17 protein-coding genes are annotated in these 16,251 nt (G+C 72.6%); 11 read left to right on the plus strand and 6 right to left on the minus strand.

Annotated features, from left to right (window positions below; translation table 11 throughout):
- Window positions 1-110: 110 nt before the first annotated feature.
- From OG866_RS24875 to OG866_RS24890, 4 genes are read left to right on the plus strand one after another with little or no spacing between them, the layout of a single operon-like run.
- Window positions 111-557, plus strand: a complete 447-nt coding sequence (locus tag OG866_RS24875; protein WP_329337938.1) for a DoxX family membrane protein — start codon at window positions 111-113, stop codon at window positions 555-557.
- Complete coding sequence (locus OG866_RS24880) at window positions 557-952, plus strand: Zn-ribbon domain-containing OB-fold protein (RefSeq protein ID WP_329337940.1); 396 nt, start codon at window positions 557-559, stop codon at window positions 950-952. The genes OG866_RS24875 and OG866_RS24880 overlap by 1 nt, the downstream gene beginning before the upstream one ends.
- Window positions 953-996: 44 nt before the next feature.
- Window positions 997-1,605: a GNAT family N-acetyltransferase gene (locus OG866_RS24885; RefSeq protein ID WP_329337942.1), complete on the plus strand. Its 609-nt coding sequence runs from the start codon at window positions 997-999 to the stop codon at window positions 1,603-1,605.
- Complete coding sequence (locus OG866_RS24890) at window positions 1,602-2,510, plus strand: GNAT family N-acetyltransferase (protein WP_329337944.1); 909 nt, start codon at window positions 1,602-1,604, stop codon at window positions 2,508-2,510. The genes OG866_RS24885 and OG866_RS24890 overlap by 4 nt, the downstream gene beginning before the upstream one ends.
- Here OG866_RS24890 and OG866_RS24895 read toward each other — a convergent pair.
- Window positions 2,462-3,130, minus strand: a complete 669-nt coding sequence (locus OG866_RS24895) for a pyridoxine/pyridoxamine 5'-phosphate oxidase (RefSeq protein WP_329337946.1) — start codon at window positions 3,128-3,130, stop codon at window positions 2,462-2,464. The genes OG866_RS24890 and OG866_RS24895 overlap by 49 nt on opposite strands.
- Window positions 3,131-3,202: 72 nt before the next feature.
- On the opposite strand from OG866_RS24895, the gene OG866_RS24900 reads away from it, so the two are divergent.
- Window positions 3,203-4,531, plus strand: a complete 1,329-nt coding sequence (locus tag OG866_RS24900) for a hypothetical protein (RefSeq protein ID WP_329337949.1) — start codon at window positions 3,203-3,205, stop codon at window positions 4,529-4,531.
- A gap of 4 nt (window positions 4,532-4,535) precedes the next feature.
- Here OG866_RS24900 and OG866_RS24905 read toward each other — a convergent pair whose 3' ends face one another.
- On the minus strand, window positions 4,536-5,687 hold the full coding sequence (locus tag OG866_RS24905) for a thiolase C-terminal domain-containing protein (protein WP_329344278.1): 1,152 nt from the start codon (window positions 5,685-5,687) through the stop codon (window positions 4,536-4,538).
- A gap of 98 nt (window positions 5,688-5,785) precedes the next feature.
- Here OG866_RS24905 and OG866_RS24910 point away from each other — a divergent pair, with 98 nt between their 5' ends.
- Window positions 5,786-6,961: an acyl-CoA dehydrogenase family protein gene (locus OG866_RS24910; protein ID WP_329344279.1), complete on the plus strand. Its 1,176-nt coding sequence runs from the start codon at window positions 5,786-5,788 to the stop codon at window positions 6,959-6,961.
- Complete coding sequence (locus OG866_RS24915; RefSeq protein ID WP_329337951.1) at window positions 6,958-7,425, plus strand: nitroreductase/quinone reductase family protein; 468 nt, start codon at window positions 6,958-6,960, stop codon at window positions 7,423-7,425. Before OG866_RS24910 ends, OG866_RS24915 begins: the two co-directional genes overlap by 4 nt.
- Window positions 7,426-7,539: 114 nt before the next feature.
- On the opposite strand, the gene OG866_RS24920 is transcribed toward OG866_RS24915, so the two are convergent.
- Window positions 7,540-8,175 carry a TetR family transcriptional regulator gene (locus OG866_RS24920; protein WP_079310070.1) on the minus strand — a complete coding sequence of 212 codons (636 nt, stop codon included), beginning with the start codon at window positions 8,173-8,175 and terminating at the stop codon, window positions 7,540-7,542.
- A gap of 135 nt (window positions 8,176-8,310) precedes the next feature.
- On the opposite strand from OG866_RS24920, the gene OG866_RS24925 reads away from it, so the two are divergent.
- From OG866_RS24925 to OG866_RS24935, 3 genes are all read left to right on the plus strand, one after another.
- Window positions 8,311-9,057, plus strand: coding sequence for a VOC family protein (locus OG866_RS24925; protein ID WP_329337952.1), 747 nt, complete (start codon window positions 8,311-8,313; stop codon window positions 9,055-9,057).
- Window positions 9,058-9,226: 169 nt separating this feature from the next.
- Window positions 9,227-11,578, plus strand: coding sequence for a serine/threonine-protein kinase (locus OG866_RS24930; RefSeq protein WP_329337954.1), 2,352 nt, complete (start codon window positions 9,227-9,229; stop codon window positions 11,576-11,578).
- A 135-nt stretch (window positions 11,579-11,713) separates the two neighbouring features.
- Window positions 11,714-12,220 (plus strand): hypothetical protein, encoded by a 507-nt coding sequence (locus OG866_RS24935; protein ID WP_329337955.1) that lies wholly within the window; start codon window positions 11,714-11,716, stop codon window positions 12,218-12,220.
- Here OG866_RS24935 and OG866_RS24940 read toward each other — a convergent pair.
- Genes OG866_RS24940 through OG866_RS24950 form a run of 3 tightly spaced genes read right to left on the minus strand, consistent with a single transcriptional unit; the run spans window position 12,207 to window position 14,550 of the window.
- The gene (locus OG866_RS24940) at window positions 12,207-12,977 is read right to left on the minus strand and encodes an enoyl-CoA hydratase/isomerase family protein (protein WP_329337957.1); all 771 of its coding nucleotides are present in this window, start codon (window positions 12,975-12,977) and stop codon (window positions 12,207-12,209) included. The genes OG866_RS24935 and OG866_RS24940 overlap by 14 nt on opposite strands.
- Window positions 12,974-13,393, minus strand: coding sequence for a Zn-ribbon domain-containing OB-fold protein (locus OG866_RS24945; protein WP_329337959.1), 420 nt, complete (start codon window positions 13,391-13,393; stop codon window positions 12,974-12,976). Before OG866_RS24945 ends, OG866_RS24940 begins: the two co-directional genes overlap by 4 nt.
- Window positions 13,394-13,395: 2 nt before the next feature.
- Window positions 13,396-14,550, minus strand: coding sequence for a lipid-transfer protein (locus OG866_RS24950; RefSeq protein WP_329337960.1), 1,155 nt, complete (start codon window positions 14,548-14,550; stop codon window positions 13,396-13,398).
- 95 nt (window positions 14,551-14,645) lie between these two features.
- Between OG866_RS24950 and OG866_RS24955 the strand changes: the two genes are divergently transcribed.
- Window positions 14,646-16,223, plus strand: a complete 1,578-nt coding sequence (locus OG866_RS24955; RefSeq protein ID WP_329337962.1) for a FadD3 family acyl-CoA ligase — start codon at window positions 14,646-14,648, stop codon at window positions 16,221-16,223.
- Window positions 16,224-16,251: the final 28 nt, after the last annotated feature.

A 16,251-nucleotide genomic window follows, 5' to 3' on the forward strand; every position in this document is an offset into this window, starting at 1 on the left:
TATTCTCAGGGACTGCTCAGATTCTCAGCGGCCGCACAGGCTTCTCTCATCTCCTCTCACCCGCACTCCGGTCTTCCGGGGCCGGTCCATCTGACGTACCGTCAGATCTCATGGACACGATCTGGCTCACCGGTGCGGAATGGCTGGCCGTCCTGCGCATAGGTCTCGGGCTGTGGTGGCTGGAGAGCTGGCGGCACAAGGACAAGAAGACGTGGTTCGAGGGCGGCGGGATCACCTGGGCCGCGGACATCGCCGCCAAGCACCGGTGGACCCCGGTCCGCAGCGGCTTCGACGTGGTCGTGACGCCGCGCCCGAAGACGATGGCGTACGTCGTCGCCTACGCGGAACTGGCCCTCGGCCTCGGTCTGGTCCTCGGTCTGCTCACGCCCGTCGCCCTGGTCGGCGGGCTGCTGCTCAACGCCCTCTACTTCACGCTCATGATCCACGACTGGGCCGAGCAGGGGCAGAACTCGATGATGGCGCTGATCTCGGTGGTCGGCCTGTTCGGGATGTCCTGGCAGACATGGTCGCTGGACAGCGCGCTGGGCTGGTTCTGATGAGCGCGGCGCGGCACAACGTCCCCGAGGCCGACGCCTTCACCCGTACGTACTGGGACGCGGCGGCGGAGGGCACCCTTGTGATCCGCCACTGCCGCGCCTGCGACCGCCCCCACCACTACCCCCGCGAGTTCTGCCCGCACTGCTGGAGCGAGGACGTGCAATGGCGGCCGGCGAGCGGCCGGGCCGAGCTCTACACATGGTCCGTCGTCCACCGCAACGACCTGCCGCCCTTCGGCGAGCGCACCCCGTACATCGCCGCGGTCGTCCAACTCGCCGAGGGACCGCGGATGATGACGGAGGTGGTGGACGCCCCGCCCGAGACCCTGTGCGCGGGCATGGAACTCCAGGCCGGCTTCCGCGACGGGATCCCGGTGTTCCGGCCCCGGGGATGATCGACGGCCCCCTTTTTTGCGGCGCCGCGGTATTCAATGGCCCGATGGCTCCTACACGCGCACGGACCCCGAGTCCCCACCCGGCCCCCGAAGTGCTCGGACACGGGCTGCGGTTGAGCCCCTGGGACCCGGACTCCGAGGCCGACGCCGCGACCTGGCTGCGCGCCCGCGCCGACCCCGAGTTCCGGCGCTGGAACACCCCGCTGAAACTGGTCACCGACCTCGCGAGCTCCCACGCCTCACTGCGTGCGGTGGCGGAACGCATGGCGGACGGCGAGAACGTGTCCTTCCGCGTCGCGGACGCGGCGAGCGGTACGACGCTCGGGCACCTCGGCGTCAACGCGATCGACCCCGTCATGCGCGTCGCCCGCGTCGGCTACTGGGTGCTGCCCGAGGCCCGCGGCCACCGGGTCGCCGCCCGCGCCCTCGTGCTCGCCTCCCGCTGGGCCTTCACCGAGCTGCGCCTGCACCGCCTCGAACTGGGCCACGCCCTCGGCCACGAGGCGTCCTGCCGGGTCGCCGAGCGCTGCGGCTACCCCTACGAGGGAACCCTGCGGGGTGCGATGTTCGAGTCGGGCAGGATGGACGCCTTCCGGGACGTCCATCTGCACGCCCGGCTGGCGAGCGACCCGGAACCGGGGGATCCGCGATGAGCTGGCACATCACCGAGGACCTCGACGCCTTCCTCGCCCGCACCGGCGCCTTCCTGCGCTCCCGTCCGGTGCTGCACACGGTCCAGCTGACGGTGACCGAGCGGCTGCGGACGTACGGGAGCAGGGCGTACGGCGACGAGGCGCCGGTCTTCGGCGTGCTGGAACAGGACGGAGCCCCCCGGGCGGCCTGGTTCCGCACCCCGCCCCACTGGCTGACGCTCACCCCGCTCGCCGCCGAGGAGGCCGCCGCCCTCGCCGCGCACCTCTCCGACCTCGGGCACCGGCTCCCCGGTGTCTCCGCCGACCGCGGCACCGCCGTCGCCTTCGCCGAGGCCTGGCGGCGGCACACCGGTGCCGAGGTCGCCCTCTGGCAGCACCAACGCCTCTACCGGCTGGACGCGTTGACACCGCCCGACCCGATGCCGCCGGGCCGGGCCAGGATCGCGGGCAAGGCGGACCGGGAACTGCTGGTGCGCTGGTTCGACGGCTTCCTCGACGACGTCGGCAAGACCGGCGCAGGCGACCCCGAGGCCTGGGCCGACGCCCGCGTCGAACACGGCGGCGCCCTGCTCTGGGAAACCCCGGACGGCGTCCCCGTCTCCCTGGCCGCGGCGCACCCGAGCGTCGCCGGACAGGTCCGCGTCGGCCCCGTCTACACCCCGCCGGAGCTGCGCGGACGCGGCTACGCCGGGGCCGCGACCGCCGCCGTCAGCCGGGCCGCCCGGGAGGCCGGTGCCGAGGAGGTGCTGCTCTTCGCGGACCTGGCCAACGCGACGAGCAACGGCGTGTATCTGCGGGTCGGCTATCGCGGGGTCGCCGACTTCGCGGTCTACGACTTCTCCACCCCGCGGCCGTCTCAGGGCCAGAGCAGCTCCCGCGTCCAGCCGTCCTCGGTACGGCGGTAGCGGAGCCGTACATGCTGCCGCCGGGCGTCCCCCTGGAAGAACTCCACCTCCTCGGGGACGAGCCGGTACAGCGTCCAGGACGCCACGGGAGCGTCCGGCTCCCGCTGCGCCCGCTCCCAGGCCGCCTGCGAGGTGCGCGCCAGTTCCTCCACCGAGCCCAGGACCTCGCTCTGCCGCCCGGTGAGCGCGGCGGCGAGCGCGCCGGTCGACCGGGCGTGCAGATCCGCTTGCCCCTCGACGGAGGGTGCGGCGGTCACCGGCCCCCGCACCCGCACCTGACGGCCGAGCACCGGCCAGTAGAAGCCGAGGGCGGCGTACGGCCGGGCCGCCAGCTGTCCGCCCTTGCGGCTGTGGGAGTGGCTGGCGAAGGCCCACCCGTCCGCGTCGGCGCCGTGCAGCATCACGGTCCGTACGTCCGGGTTGCCCGCCGCGTCCGAGGTCGCGAGGGACATGGTGTGCGGCTCGCTCTGCCCGGCCGCCACCGCCTCCGTGAACCAGGTGGTGAACAGGGCCAGGGGCGCCGGGGGCGCGGAAGCCGGGTCGAAGGCCGGCAGCGTGGTGACCTCCGGGTCCCACACCCGCAGCGACCTCAGCGACTCGTGAAGATCCGGGGTTTCCATGCCCCGATTCTCGCCTGCGCGGCGGTGCGGGGGTGTTTCCTGGGGCGTGGAACCACTGGGGCAGGGGAGACGATGGTGAAACGCATGTCCGGTACGGCGCTCAGCGCCGCGTCCGTCCTCCTCGCGAGCCTCACCGCCTGCACCGGAACCGGGGGAACCGCGTCCCCCTCCATCACCGCGCCCGCGGTCTTCTACCTCCGCCCGCCGGGCGACAAGGCGGGCCCGCACGACAAGATGCCGTACTCCCTGGTGGCGGAGGACACCGGCGGTCCCGGCGCGCGCACGCTCACCGCGGACGTGCCCAAGGGCGCGGAGGACACCGTCGTGATCCGCAAGTACGGGGGCTGCACCGGCAGTTCGGCGCACGTCACCTGCGAGGTCGACGGCGACTACAGCAACTGGGCCGACGCGCCCCGCGCCAAGGTGGTGGCCGCGAAGGGGGCGAAGGCCGGCGACTCGGCGGTGGTGACGTACACGTACACGACCAAGGGCGGCGAGAAGCTCACCGCGCGGACCCGTTTCGTCGTCGGTGAGCCGGTCGTGGAGGCGGTGGCGCCGGAGTCGGTGGACGACGTCCGCCCCGGCTCCCGTCTCACCGAGCCGATCGTGGTCCGCAACACGGGCGAGGTCCCGGCGCGCGGCCTGGGCCTGGAACTGCGCGTCAGCGGCACGGAGTTCGACACCCGGTACGCCAACTGCCGCTACCCGGGCCTCCAGAAGGGGACCATCGCCGTCTGTGAGTTCCCGGACCTCGTCCTGGACCCGGGCGAGACGGTCACCCTCGCCCCCGCCCTCGGTATCCGCGCGCCCGAGACGCGGATGTACACCTCCTACGGCAAGGACGTCTGGGCGCTGGACATGGGCCCGGGCCACTACGCGACGGTCCACAAGGGCGGCGACCACGGGGAGGGCCCGGCGCTTGAGCCGCGGCCCTTCGGCAAGGACACCGGCGACGCCTTCGTGGCGGGCGGCGGCTCCACTTATGTCGTCCTCGACACCTACGCCGACTACGAGGTGTCCGCGGTCGACCTGAAGGGCGACCCTGGCGACAAGAAGACCTTCGAGATCGAGGTCCACAACAACGGCCCCGCGGACGTCGGCTCCCCGGTCCGCCTCGTCTTCGAGCCTCCGCTCGGCATGTCGATGGTGAAGCAGCCCATGACGGAGTACGACGACGGCGTCTACGAGCCGTACTGCGAGAGCAACGGCTTCACCTACACCTGTGACGTGAAGTCCCTGAAGCCGGGGGAGAGCCAGAGCCTGGAGTTCACGATGACCCTCGGCGATCCGGGCGAGGGCACCCTGACCCTGGAGAACAAGAAGCCGTTCGGCCCCTGGGACGTGGGCCGCCGTGACCCGGACGCGGGCAATGACACGGCCGTCATCAGGGTGTCGCGATGACGGTTCATCCCCGCCCCAGGATCACCGTCCCCGATGAGCAGAACCAGCCTCCGGTGCCGGACGCCACCGCCAGTTCCGGCAAGGTTCCGTCCTTCCGGCGGACTTGCCGCTCGCCCGCCTCGCCCCGTAGCTGCCGTACCGCCTCCACCAGTAGGAACAGGCCGCGCATGCCGGGGTGTTGGGCCGAGAGTCCGCCCCCGTCCGTGTTCACGGGAAGCTCCCGCGCCTGGACGTAGGCCCCGCCTTCGCCCTTCTTGCAGAAGCCGAGGTCCTCCAGTGTCACCAGGGTCATGTAGGTGAACGCGTCGTAGATCTCCGCCAGTTCGATCTCGCTCGGCCGCACGCCCGCCCGCTCGAACGCCAGCCGGCCGCTCACCGCCGCCGGGGAGACCGTGAAGTCCGGCCACTCGGACATCGTGGCGTGGGAGACGTGTTCCCCGGTGCCGAGGATCCGGACGGGGGTTGCCCGGCTGTCCCGTACGTACTCCTCGGCCGCCAGCAGCACCGCCGCGCCGCCGTCGGAGCGGAGGCAGCAGTGCAGCTTGGTGAAGGGGTCCGCGATCATCGGGCCGGACAGGACGTCGTCCACCGTGATCGGGTCGCGGAACATGGCCTCCGGGTTCCGGGCCGCGTTCTCCCGCGCCTGGACCGCCACCTCCGCCAACTGCTCGACGGTCGTGCCGTGTTCGATCATGTGGCGGCGGGCCGCCATCGCGTACTTGGCGATCAGGGTGTGGCCGTAAGGGACCTCGAACTGGAGCGGCCCCCGGGCGCCGTACGAGAGGTTCCCGGTCCGTCGGCCCGCCTTGATGTCCGCCCTCGCCGTCGAGCCGTAGACCAGCAGCACGGCGTTGGCGTGGCCCGCGGCTATCGCGTCCGCCGCGTGGGCCGCCATCACCTCCCACGTCGAGCCGCCGACCGAGGTGGAGTCGACCCAGGTGGGGCGCAGCCCCAGGTACTCGGCCACCTCCACCGGTGCCAGCACCCCGGTGCCCGCCGACGCGAAGCCGTCCACCACGGACCGGTCGAGCCCCGAGTCCGCCAGCGCGCGGCGGGCCGCCTGGGCGTGCAGAGTGTACGGCGTCGCGTCGTCCACCCGGCCGCAGTCGGAGAGGGCGACGCCGACCACGGCGACCTTCCGGGCGCCCGCCGTCATCAATGAGGCAGCCATGAATGACCTCTCCCTCGCTCTGTGCTTATCGACCCACCACTCCTAATATGACGGACCGTCAGATCCGGAGGGAAGGGGTCGCCATGGACGCCGGCTTCACCGCCGAACAGGACGAGATCCGCCGCACCCTGCGCGAACTCCTCCACAAGCGCTGCGGGGCGGAGGAGCTGCGGGCCGCCGTCGACACCCCCGCCGGCCATGACCCGGCCCTGTGGACCGCCCTCTCCGAACAGCTCGGCCTGCCGGGCCTCGCCCTGCCCGAGGCGTACGGCGGTGTCGGCTGCTCCGTCACCGAACTCGCCCTCGCGGCAGAGGAGACGGGGCGCGTACTGGCGCCGTCCCCACTGCTTGCCACCGCCGTGCTCGTCGCCCCGTTGATCCTGGCCCTCGGCACCGACGCCCAGCGCGCCGACCTCCTGCCCCGGATCGCCTCCGGCGCCCTGACCGCCGCCCTCGCCGCCCCCGCCGCGGGCCTCGCCCTCACCGGCGACAACCGCGGGGACTGGGCCGGTGGCGGACGCGCGGGAGGTGTGCAGGCGCGGCGGGCGGGGGCGGGCTGGACGCTGTACGGGGAGGTCGCGCCGGTGCCGGACGGCCACCGTGCGGGCCTGCTGCTGGTCGCCGCGCACACCGGCGGCTTCGCCCGCTCCCGCACTCTTCTCTTCCTCGTCGCCGGTGACGCCGAAGGGCTCGCCCGCACCCGGCAGACGGCACTCGACGCGACGCGCGCGCTCGGCCGCCTCCAGTTCCGGCACGTCGAAGCCGAGCCGCTCGGCGACCAGGAGGGCGCGGACGTGCCCGGCGCGCTCGCCCGGGTCGGGGACGCCGCCGCCGCCGTCCTCGCCTGCGAGGCCGTCGGGGCCGCGGACCGCGTGCTGGAGCGGACGGTCGAGTACGTGAAGCAGCGCGAGCAGTTCGGACGGGCGATCGGGTCCTTCCAGGCGGTCAAGCACCGGCTGGCCGACGTCTACGTCCAGGTGCAGGCGGCCCGGTCGGCCGCCTACTACGCGGCCTGGGCCGCCGCCCACGGGGAACGCGTCGGCGGGCTCGCCCTCGCGCAGGGCCTGGAGGCGCTCAGAAGCTCCGCGGGTGAGGCGATCCAGCTGCACGGCGGCATCGGGTTCACCTGGGAGCACGACGTCCAGCTGTACTTCAAGCGGGCCGCCGGGGACGAGCTGCTGTTCGGGCCGGCCCATCGGCTGCGGGCGCACGCCGCCGACGCGGCCGCACTGTTCACGGCGACGGAGGTGCCGGTGTGATCGGCGAGAAGACGGTGCAGCGCATTTCGTCCACGCGGGGCTTCGCCAAGGTCGCCCCGCATGTCATCCCCGCCCTCGACCGGGCCGTCCACCGCCTCACCCGGGGGAAGGTCATCCTCAGCGCCCAGATGCTGCCGGGCGTCATCCTCACCTCGACCGGCGCCCGCAGCGGCCAGGTCCGCCGCTCCCCGCTCGCCTGCATGCCCGAGGCGGACGGCACCTGGATCCTCATCGGCTCCAACTTCGGCCGCCCCGGCCACCCCGCCTGGACCGCCAACCTCCTCGCCCACCCGGACGCCGGGATCAGCTGGAAGGGCACGGACATCCCGGTGCGGGCCCGGCTGCTGGAGGGGGAGGAGCGGGCGGCCGTATGGCAGCGCCTGCTGACGTTCTGGCCGCCGTACGCCACCTATCAGTCCCGGGTGGAGCGCGAGATACGCGTCTTCCGGATCACCCGCCGGTAGGCACAGCTGCTCCCGCATGACGAAGGCAGGCGGCGGCCCGTCCGGAGGGTGCCGGACGGACCACCGCCTGCCGGACAGGACGGGGTGTCTGAAAAGACGGGAGAGGGGCCGCTGTTACTTCGTCGGCTTCTTCCCGGTCACGCCCAGGTGGACCAACAGCGCCAGGTTCGGCTTGAGTTCGGCCTGCTTGACGCCCCAGGTCTGGAAGCCCTTCTGGTGCGAGGCGACGGCCGCGAGCATCGCGACCAGTGAACCGGCGACAGCCGCCGGGTTCACGTCCTTGTCGACCTTGCCCTTGGACTGCAACTCGGCCACCGAATCGGCCAGGGAGTTGTTCACCGAGTTCAGGATCTTCATTCGGAGTTTGTAGAACCGTTTGTCGCCCTCGGCGGCACCGAGATCGACGACCCTGAGGATGGCGTCGTTCTTGCGCCAGAACTCCAGGAACCCGTCCACGAGTTCCTGCGCGGTCGTCCAGCCGGCCTTGCCGACCCACGACCGGCCCTCCAGCAGAGCGGTCAACTGCCCGCCCTCGGTGGCCATTTGCTCGGCGATCTCCAGGACGGCGCCCTCGACGTCCGGGAAGTACTGGTAGAAGGTGGCGGGCGAAGTCCCCGCCTTCCGGGCGACATCGATGACTTTGACGTCCCGATAAGGGGAGGAGCTGAGCATCTCGCTGAGGCAGTCGAGCAGCTTCTGCCGGGTCGCCTGCCCACGCCGGCCGGCCACGCGGCCGTCGACGGTACGCACTTGTCCTGTCATGCCGTCAGCTTACCGAGGGGTGATCGGAGCGCGATTCGGCCGACTGCAAATGGGGTGCACGGGCTTCGGGAGACGGGTGTGCCTGGTCCTGCGGGGTGCGTGAGTCGCCGTTAGTTTGGCGGTATGGCCGAAAACAGGGCATCCGCGTACGGAGAGGGCGTCCCGTGCTGGGTGGACGCGCAGCTTCCCGACGTCGAGGCGGGCAAGCGGTTCTACGGTGAGCTCTTCGGGTGGAGCTTCGAGGAGCAGCGGTACGGCGGGGCCGTGTGGGCCCTGCACGAGGGCAAGCCGGTCGCCGCGCTCGCGCACAAGACGGACGGGCGGATGCCCACCGTGTGGACGGTGTACTTCGCCACCCCCGACATCGAGGGCCTGGCCGACCGGGTCTGGGCGGCCGGCGGGCAGGTCGTCACCGCCCCCATGCCGGTCGGCGACCTCGGCACCAGCGCCCTGGTCACCGACCCGGACGGCGCCGTCTTCGGCCTGTGGGAGCCGGAGAGCCACCCCGGCTTCGGCACCCGGCACGAGGTGGGCACCTTCGGCTGGGCGGAGCTGTACTCGCGTGACACCGAGGCCGCCAACACCTTCTACGGCGGGCTCTTCCACGACGCCCTGTTCGGGCCGGACGCCGTGCCCGACTTCGGCCGCGCCCCCGTCTCCGACGTCTTCCCGGCCGAGATGCCGCCGCACTTCCTCGTCCACTTCCAGGTCGCGGAGTGCGAGGCCGCCCTCGGGACGGTGAACCGGCTCGGCGGCCGGGTCCAGGCGCCACCTTTCGAGACGTCCTACGGCAGAGCGGCCGTCGTCACCGACAATCAGGGGGCGTCCTTCGCACTGCTGGAGCGCCCGTCCCGGGAGCCCGGCCGGTGAAGGCTGCCGTTTTGGGATGAGACATCCCGATGTGCGCCCGGGTTCGCCACCAGGCCTCCGGCCAGGAAGAATCAGGGTGCGTGCCGCCATGGCGGTGCGGTGGTGAGACGCTGCACGGGGTCGCGTACATAAGGATGTGACGTGGCCCGTACGGGGAGGTGGCAGGCAAGTGGTGGATCAGCTGACGCAGCACGATCCGCGGCGCATCGGGCCGTTCGAGGTGCTGGGACGGCTGGGTGCCGGCGGCATGGGGCTGGTCTATCTCGCGCGCTCGGCGTCCGGCCGGCGCGTGGCGATCAAGACGGTCCGGACGGAGCTCGCCGAGGACCAGCTGTTCCGCGTCCGCTTCACGCGTGAGGTCGAGGCGGCCAGGGCCGTCTCCGGCTTCTACACGGCGGCCGTGGTCGACGCCGACCCGCGCGCGGCCGTGCCGTGGCTGGCCACCGCGTACGTCCCCGCGCCCTCCCTCGAAGAGATAGTGAACGAGTGCGGGCCGATGCCGGCCCAGGCGGTGCGCTGGCTCGCGGCGGGCGTCGCGGAGGCGCTCCAGTCGATCCACGGCGCGGGGCTGGTCCACCGTGACCTCAAGCCCTCCAACGTCCTCGTCGTCGAGGACGGCCCCCGGGTGATCGACTTCGGTATCGCCTCCGGCGTATCGAACACACGTCTGACAATGACGAACGTCGCCGTCGGCACCCCCGCCTACATGTCCCCGGAGCAGGCCAAGGACTCCCGCAGCGTCACCGGCGCGAGTGACGTCTTCTCGCTCGGCTCGATGCTGGTCTTCGCCGCCACCGGCCACCCGCCCTTCCACGGCGCCAACCCGGTCGAGACGGTCTTCATGCTGCTGCGCGAGGGCCCGGACCTCGAAGGCCTCCCCGACGAGCTGCGCCCGCTCATCGAGTCCTGTATGCAGATGGAGGCCACCGGCCGCCCCAACCCGGCCGACCTCCAGGCCCAGCTGGCCCCGCACCTCTTCGGCTCCGGCTCCGACGACAGCGGCACGGCCTCGGCCTGGCTGCCCGAGCGGGCGGTCGGCCTGATCGAGGCCCGCCGCAACGGCCGCCCGGCCGTGAAGCCGGGGCACGGCGGACGCAGCGGAGGCGGCCGGCCCGCCCCCGTGCCCCCGCCGCCCTCCCATGACCCGGTCGTCCCGGCCCGTGTCCCCGTCGGCGCCCCCGACACCGGCCCGGTACGCCTCGCGAGCGCCCCCGTGCCCATCGGGCCCGGCCCGCGTGTCGCCGACGCCCGTGCCGCCGCCGTGAAGGCACCGCCGCCCGAGGCGGGCCTGGTCGCCAGCTGGTCCAAGCCGCGCCCCGGAGTCAACGGCACGGACGGTGCCGTGGGCCCCGCCGTACCCGCGCCCCCGCCCCTCGCGCCCGAGACGGCCTCCGGCTGGCGCCCCTGGCGTTTCCGTATGTCCAACGACGTGTGGGGCACCCCGTCCGTCGCCGGTGACCTCGTCTACGTCACCTCCTTCGAGGTGCACGCCCTGGACGTGGCGACCGGCCGGCGCAGCTTCAAGACGCGGGACGTCGCCTGGTCGATGGCGGTCGCGGACGGCCGTATCCACGCCTCCGACGGCCCCACCCTGTTCGCCCTGGACGCCCGCGAGGGCGGCGACCTGTGGCGGCTCCAGACCGAGGCCTGGGTGTACGCGCTCAGGGCCGACCGGGGCACCGTCGTCACCGGCACCCGCGGTGGCGGCGTCCAGGCCTGGGAGGCCGCCAACGGCCGCAAACTCTGGGAGGTCACCGGCGCCCAGACCGACTTCGAGTCCCCCGAGGCGGGCCCGGCCCTCCACGACGGCACGGTCTACGTCTGGCAGGACGCCCGGCTGCGCGCCCTGGACGCCCGCACCGGGGACGAGCGCTGGTCGTACCCGATCGGCGACGCGGCCTCCTGCGGCGGGGTGCCGGTACGGGTCTCGCAGGCGCCGGACGGCTATGTGTACGTCGCCGCCGGCACCCGCGTCCTCGCGCTGGACGTGGCGAGCGGCCATGTGAAGTGGCACTTCGAGGCGCCGGCCGTGTTCCTGTGCGCGCCCACCTTCGTGCCGGGCCCCGCGGTCACCGGCGGCGGGGTCTACCTGGCCGACTATCTCGGCACGGTCTACGCCCTCGACGCCGCCGACGGCCGCGACCGCTGGCGCATCGCCACCGAGGCACGGTCCTCCATCGAGCCGGTGCTGGTCGCGGCGGGCCATGTGCACGTGGGGAGCGGCAAGGGGCTCTACACGCTGGACGCGGTCACCGGTACACCCAAGTGGCGCTTCCAGGCGGGCGGCGACATCGTGGGCGCCCCCGCGGTCGCCGAGGGCCGGATCCACTTCGGCTCCACCGACCATCTGCTCTACACCCTGAAGGCCGACGACGGCCGGCTGCGCTGGAAGCTGGCGACCGGCGGCGAGATCACCGGCGCCCCGGTGGTCAAGGACGGCGTCGTGTACGCGTGCAGCAAGGACCGCTGTGTGTACGCGCTGGACGCGGAGAAGGGCACCGGGACGGCCCGCACGGCCTGACCGGGCCCGATCGGGCCTTGTGCGGGACGGCCGTCGTACGCCCGGGGCGGGAGGACCGCCCCGCGACGGCTGCTAGCGTGACGTGTTCACGATCAAGCAGGCGTTTTGTCGCCTTTTTCTCACGGGGGAACAGTGGTGAAGCTTCGCCATGTCCGCGCGGTGGCCGTCTTCGTCGGAGTGGTGGTCGCACTGACCGGCGCCCGGCACTCGTCCGGAGCCGGATGCTCGGGTCACAGCTCCAACTCCGACAGCTCCTCGCACAGTTCGACGGGCGGCGGCAGCACCCACTACGACGACGATGACGACTCCGTCTCGGGCTCGGGCTCGGACTCCGGCTCGGGCGGCGTCTCCGAGACCACGCTCGGTGAGCCGACGCAGGACCTGACGATCGCCGAGTGCAAGGTCGAGAACGGCTCCCTCGTCGCCGACGTCCGGGCCACCAACAGCAGCACCGCCGAGACGTACTCCTACATGTTCCAGGTGGCGTTCAAGGACGCCTCCGGCACGACCGCCGCGACCGGCAGCAGCGGCATCTTCTCGCTCGCCCCGGGCGCCTCCGACTCGGCCCTCGTCACCGCGAGCTCCACGGTCACCGACGGCACCTGCGAGCTGGTGGACCCGCAGCGCATCAGCGCGTCCTGAACCCCGGCCGGCGGGCGGAGAACAGCTCCGCCTGCCGGTCCCCGGGCAGGTTGCCCAGCGCGATCAGATGCGGCGCCTGCGCGAACCCGGCGGCCAGCGCCGCCTCCCGGGCCGCCCACAGGGCCCGGACGGTGCCCTGCACCCCGGCCGTCGGCTGCTCGGCGATGACGGCGGCACGGGCGACGGCGACATCCAACGCCTCGCCCGGGTCGCTGAGTTCGGAGACGAGCCCGATGTCGTACGCCCGCCGCGCGGACATCCGTTCCGCCGTCCCCATCAGCATCATCCGGGCGACCTCCCCGTACGGGATCCGCTGCGCCATGAGCACCGACTCGTACGCGCTGACCATGCCGTAGGTGGTGTGCGGGTCGAAGAAGGTGGCGTCCGGATCGGCGACGACGAACTCGCTCTCGCCGAGCAGATAGAAGGCGCCCCCGCAGGCCATGCCGCGCACGGCGGCGATGACGGGTTTCCAGAGGTCGTTGGACTTGGGCCCGACGCGCAGCAGCGGATCGTCGGCCATGTAGGGGGAGGTGGGCTGCGGGACCTCCGCGTCCCGGTCGAGCCCGGTGCAGAAGGCGCGTTCACCGGCGCCGGTGAGGACGACGGCCCGCACGGAGTCGTCGAACCGCAACGCGCGCCAGGCCGCCCGGAGTTCGTCCCTCAGCTCCAGGTCGAGGGCGTTGAGACGCTCCGGCCGGTCGAGGGTGACGACGGCGACGCCGGTGTCCTTGTCGGTGGTGGCCCGAAGGGTCATGGCCGCTCCAGGATCCACTGCGGCAGCCCGGTCCCGGGGTCGGGCACGAACCGCACTCTGGCGCCGATGCGCAGGCGCTCGACCGGCAGCGAGTCGAGCCGCGCCCCGGGCTCGGTGACCAGGTTGCCGACCAGCCGGATCCGCGGCGCCTCCGCCAGCTCCACGACGATCACGTTGTACGGCGCCTGCGCGGCGTAGTCCGGCAGCAGCGGCGGGTGGGGGACGACGTACGACCACACCTGCCCCTGCCCGGACAGCCGCCGCCACTCGGTGCCGAAGGACTGGCAGTGGGGACAGCAGGGGCGGGGCGGGAAGCGGAGTTCGCCGCAGTCGGCGCAGGCCTGGACGCGGAGTTCGCCCCGGGCGGCGTACCGCCAGAAGGGGGCGCCTTCGGGGTCGATGGCGGGAGAGAGCATGGTCAGCTCCTGTTCGTCAGCAGCAGGGCCGAGGTGGGGACGCCCTCACCGGCGGTGACCAGACAGGTGGCGGCGCCCGGCACCTGGGCGGTACTGGTTCCTCTGAGCTGCTTCACCCCTTCGTTGATGAGGTTGAAGCCATGGACGTAGGCCTCGCTGAGCCCGCCGCCACCGGTGTTGATCGGCAGCCGCCCCCCGCTCTCCAGCGCCCCCTGCTCGGTGAACGCGCCGCCCTCTCCCCGCCCGCAGAACCCGTACCCCTCCAGGGAGAGCGGGATGAGCGCGGTGAACGCGTCGTATATCTGGGCGACGTCGATGTCCTCGGGGGCGAAGTCGGCGTGCTTCCACAGGTGTCGGGCGGCGGCCCAGGACGGTCCGGTGAGGGGGTCGTCGTTCCAGTAGTTGACCATGCCGTGGTGCTGGGCGGGCAGGCCCTGGGCGGCGGAGTGGACGTACACGGGCGTCCGGCGGCAGTCGGCCGCCCGCTCCCTGCTGACCACGACACAGGCCAACGCCCCGTCCGTCTCCAGGCAGTTGTCGAAGAGACAGAGCGGCTCGCTGATCCAGCGGGCGGTCATGTACATCTCGCGGGTGAGAGGGCGGTCGTACATCACGGCCGCCGGATTCTGGTTGGCCCTGTTCCGGCAGGCGAGGGCGACATTGAAGAGGTGGTCGCGGGTCGCCCCGTACTCGTGCAGGTAGCGGCGCGTCAGCATGGCGATCTCGTCGACGGGCCGGAGCAGCCCGAAGGGCCGGGTCCACTGGGCGGGGGTGGGGAGTTGGGTGACGGTGTTGCGCCACGGCCGGGGCCCGCTGCCCCGCTTCCGTGACCGCCAGGCGACGCCGACCGTGGCCTGACCGGCGGCGATGGCGGCGGCGAGGTGCGCGACGGTGGCGCAGGAGCCGCCGCCCCCGTACCCGACCCGGCTGAAGTAGGTGAGATCCCCGAACCCGACGGCCTTCGCCAGCTCGACCTCGTCCGTCTCCTCCATGGTGAAGGAGGCGAGGGCGTCGACCTCGCCGGGGGCGATGCCGGCGTCGTCGAGGGCGGCGACCACGGCACGGCAGGCGAGGGTGCGTTCGTCCTCGGGGAGTTGCTTGGCGAAGGCGGTCTGTCCTATCCCGACGATCGCGGTGGCGTCCTTGATCCCGGCCATGCGCGCACACCTCCACACTGCTGAAGGGCTGCTGACAGGCCGTCAGGGTACAGCTAATCTGACGGGTAGTCAGCTCCGGGGTTGGGAGGCCTGCGATGCGCGGTGATCTGGAATGGGGCGGCATTCCGGGACTCGTCCGGTCCGCGGTGGAGCGGTACCCGGACGTCGAGGCGGTGGTGGAGGGCCGTACGCGGGTGTCGTACGCCGAGTTGGGCGCCCGTGTCGAGCGCGCGGCGGCGGCCTGTCTCGCGAACGGCGTCGAGCCCGGCGACCGGGTCGCGATCTGGGCGCCGAACAGCCTCGACTGGATCGTGGCGGCGCTCGGCGCCGTGTCGGCGGGCGCGGTCCTCGTCCCCCTGAACACCCGCTTCAAGGGCATGGAGGCGGCGGACGTGCTCCGTCGCAGCGGGGCGCGGCTGCTGTTCGTGACGGGGACGTTCCTGGGGACGTCGTACGTGGCCTCGCTGCGCCGGGCGGTGGGGGAGGCGCTGCCGGCGCTGGGCGGCTCCCTGGAACAGGTGGTCGTCCTCTCGGACGACGCCCCGGCGGAGTACCGCACCTGGAAGGACTTCCTGGCGAGCGGGGAGGGGGTGGGGACGGCGGAGGTGCGTGAGCGGGCCGCCGGGGTCGACGGCTCCCGCCCCTCGGACATCGTCTTCACGTCCGGTACGACGGGCCGACCCAAGGGCGCGGTGATCACCCACGCGCAGACCCTGCGGGCGTACGAGATCTGGAGCGACCTCGCCGGCCTCCGCCAGGGCGACCGCTATCTGATCGTGAACCCGTTCTTCCACACCTTCGGCTACAAGGCGGGCGTGATCGCCTGTCTGATGCGGGGCGCGACGATGATCCCGCAGCCGGTGTTCAACGTGGACACCGTGCTGGCGAACGTGGCGTCGGAGGGGGTGTCGGTACTGCCGGGCCCGCCCACCCTGCTCCAGTCCCTCCTCGACCACCCGGCGAGGACGTCGTACGACCTCTCGGCCCTGCGCCTGGTGGTGACGGGCGCCGCTGTCGTCCCCCTGACCCTGGTCGAACGTCTGCGGGACGAGCTCGGCGTGGCGACCGTCCTGACCGCGTACGGCCTCTCGGAGGCGAGCGGCATCGTCACGATGTGCCGCCGCGGCGACCCGCCGTCGGTGATCGCCTCGACCTCGGGCCGCGCGATCCCGGGCACGCAGGTCCGCGTCGAGGCCCCGCTCGGCACACCCGGCGAGGTCCTGGTCCGCGGCTTCAACGTCATGCGCGGCTACTTCGAGGACGCGGCGGCGACGGCGGAGGCGGTCAGCCCGGACGGCTGGCTGCGCACGGGCGACGTGGGAGTCCTCGACGCCGCCGGGAACCTGCGGATCACCGACCGCCTGAAGGACATGTTCATCGTCGGCGGCTTCAACGCCTACCCGGCGGAGATAGAGCAACTCCTCGGCCTGCACCCGGATGTCACCGACGTCGCGGTGATCGGCGTACCGGACGCCCGGCTGGGCGAGGTCGGCAAGGCGTACGTGGTCCGGCGCGAGGGCGCTGTGCTGACCGGCGACGACCTGATCGCCTGGGCGCGGCGGGAGATGGCGAACTACAAGGTGCCGAGGGCGGTGGAGTTCGTGGGGGAGCTGCCGCGGAACGCGAGCGGGAAGGTGGTGAAGGGGGAGCTGCGGCGGGTGTCGGCCGGCTGAGCCGGCTCCGGGGCCCGGCCCTCGGCGC

Source organism: Streptomyces sp. NBC_00663, from assembly GCF_036226885.1.
Classification (GTDB): domain Bacteria; phylum Actinomycetota; class Actinomycetes; order Streptomycetales; family Streptomycetaceae; genus Streptomyces.

Excerpts from the sequence above, each read along its gene's own strand:
- OG866_RS24875 (WP_329337938.1), top strand. The coding sequence starts at position 111 with ATGGACACGATCTGGCTCACCGGTGCGGAATGGCTGGCCGTCCTGCGC.
- OG866_RS24880 (WP_329337940.1), top strand. The coding sequence starts at position 557 with ATGAGCGCGGCGCGGCACAACGTCCCCGAGGCCGACGCCTTCACCCGT.
- OG866_RS24885 (WP_329337942.1), top strand. The coding sequence starts at position 997 with ATGGCTCCTACACGCGCACGGACCCCGAGTCCCCACCCGGCCCCCGAA.
- OG866_RS24890 (WP_329337944.1), top strand. The coding sequence starts at position 1,602 with ATGAGCTGGCACATCACCGAGGACCTCGACGCCTTCCTCGCCCGCACC.
- OG866_RS24895 (WP_329337946.1), bottom strand. The coding sequence starts at position 3,130 with ATGGAAACCCCGGATCTTCACGAGTCGCTGAGGTCGCTGCGGGTGTGG.
- OG866_RS24900 (WP_329337949.1), top strand. The coding sequence starts at position 3,203 with ATGGTGAAACGCATGTCCGGTACGGCGCTCAGCGCCGCGTCCGTCCTC.
- OG866_RS24905 (WP_329344278.1), bottom strand. The coding sequence starts at position 5,687 with ATGACGGCGGGCGCCCGGAAGGTCGCCGTGGTCGGCGTCGCCCTCTCC.
- OG866_RS24910 (WP_329344279.1), top strand. The coding sequence starts at position 5,786 with ATGGACGCCGGCTTCACCGCCGAACAGGACGAGATCCGCCGCACCCTG.
- OG866_RS24925 (WP_329337952.1), top strand. The coding sequence starts at position 8,311 with ATGGCCGAAAACAGGGCATCCGCGTACGGAGAGGGCGTCCCGTGCTGG.
- OG866_RS24940 (WP_329337957.1), bottom strand. The coding sequence starts at position 12,977 with ATGACCCTTCGGGCCACCACCGACAAGGACACCGGCGTCGCCGTCGTC.
- OG866_RS24945 (WP_329337959.1), bottom strand. The coding sequence starts at position 13,393 with ATGCTCTCTCCCGCCATCGACCCCGAAGGCGCCCCCTTCTGGCGGTAC.
- OG866_RS24950 (WP_329337960.1), bottom strand. The coding sequence starts at position 14,550 with ATGGCCGGGATCAAGGACGCCACCGCGATCGTCGGGATAGGACAGACC.
- OG866_RS24955 (WP_329337962.1), top strand. The coding sequence starts at position 14,646 with ATGCGCGGTGATCTGGAATGGGGCGGCATTCCGGGACTCGTCCGGTCC.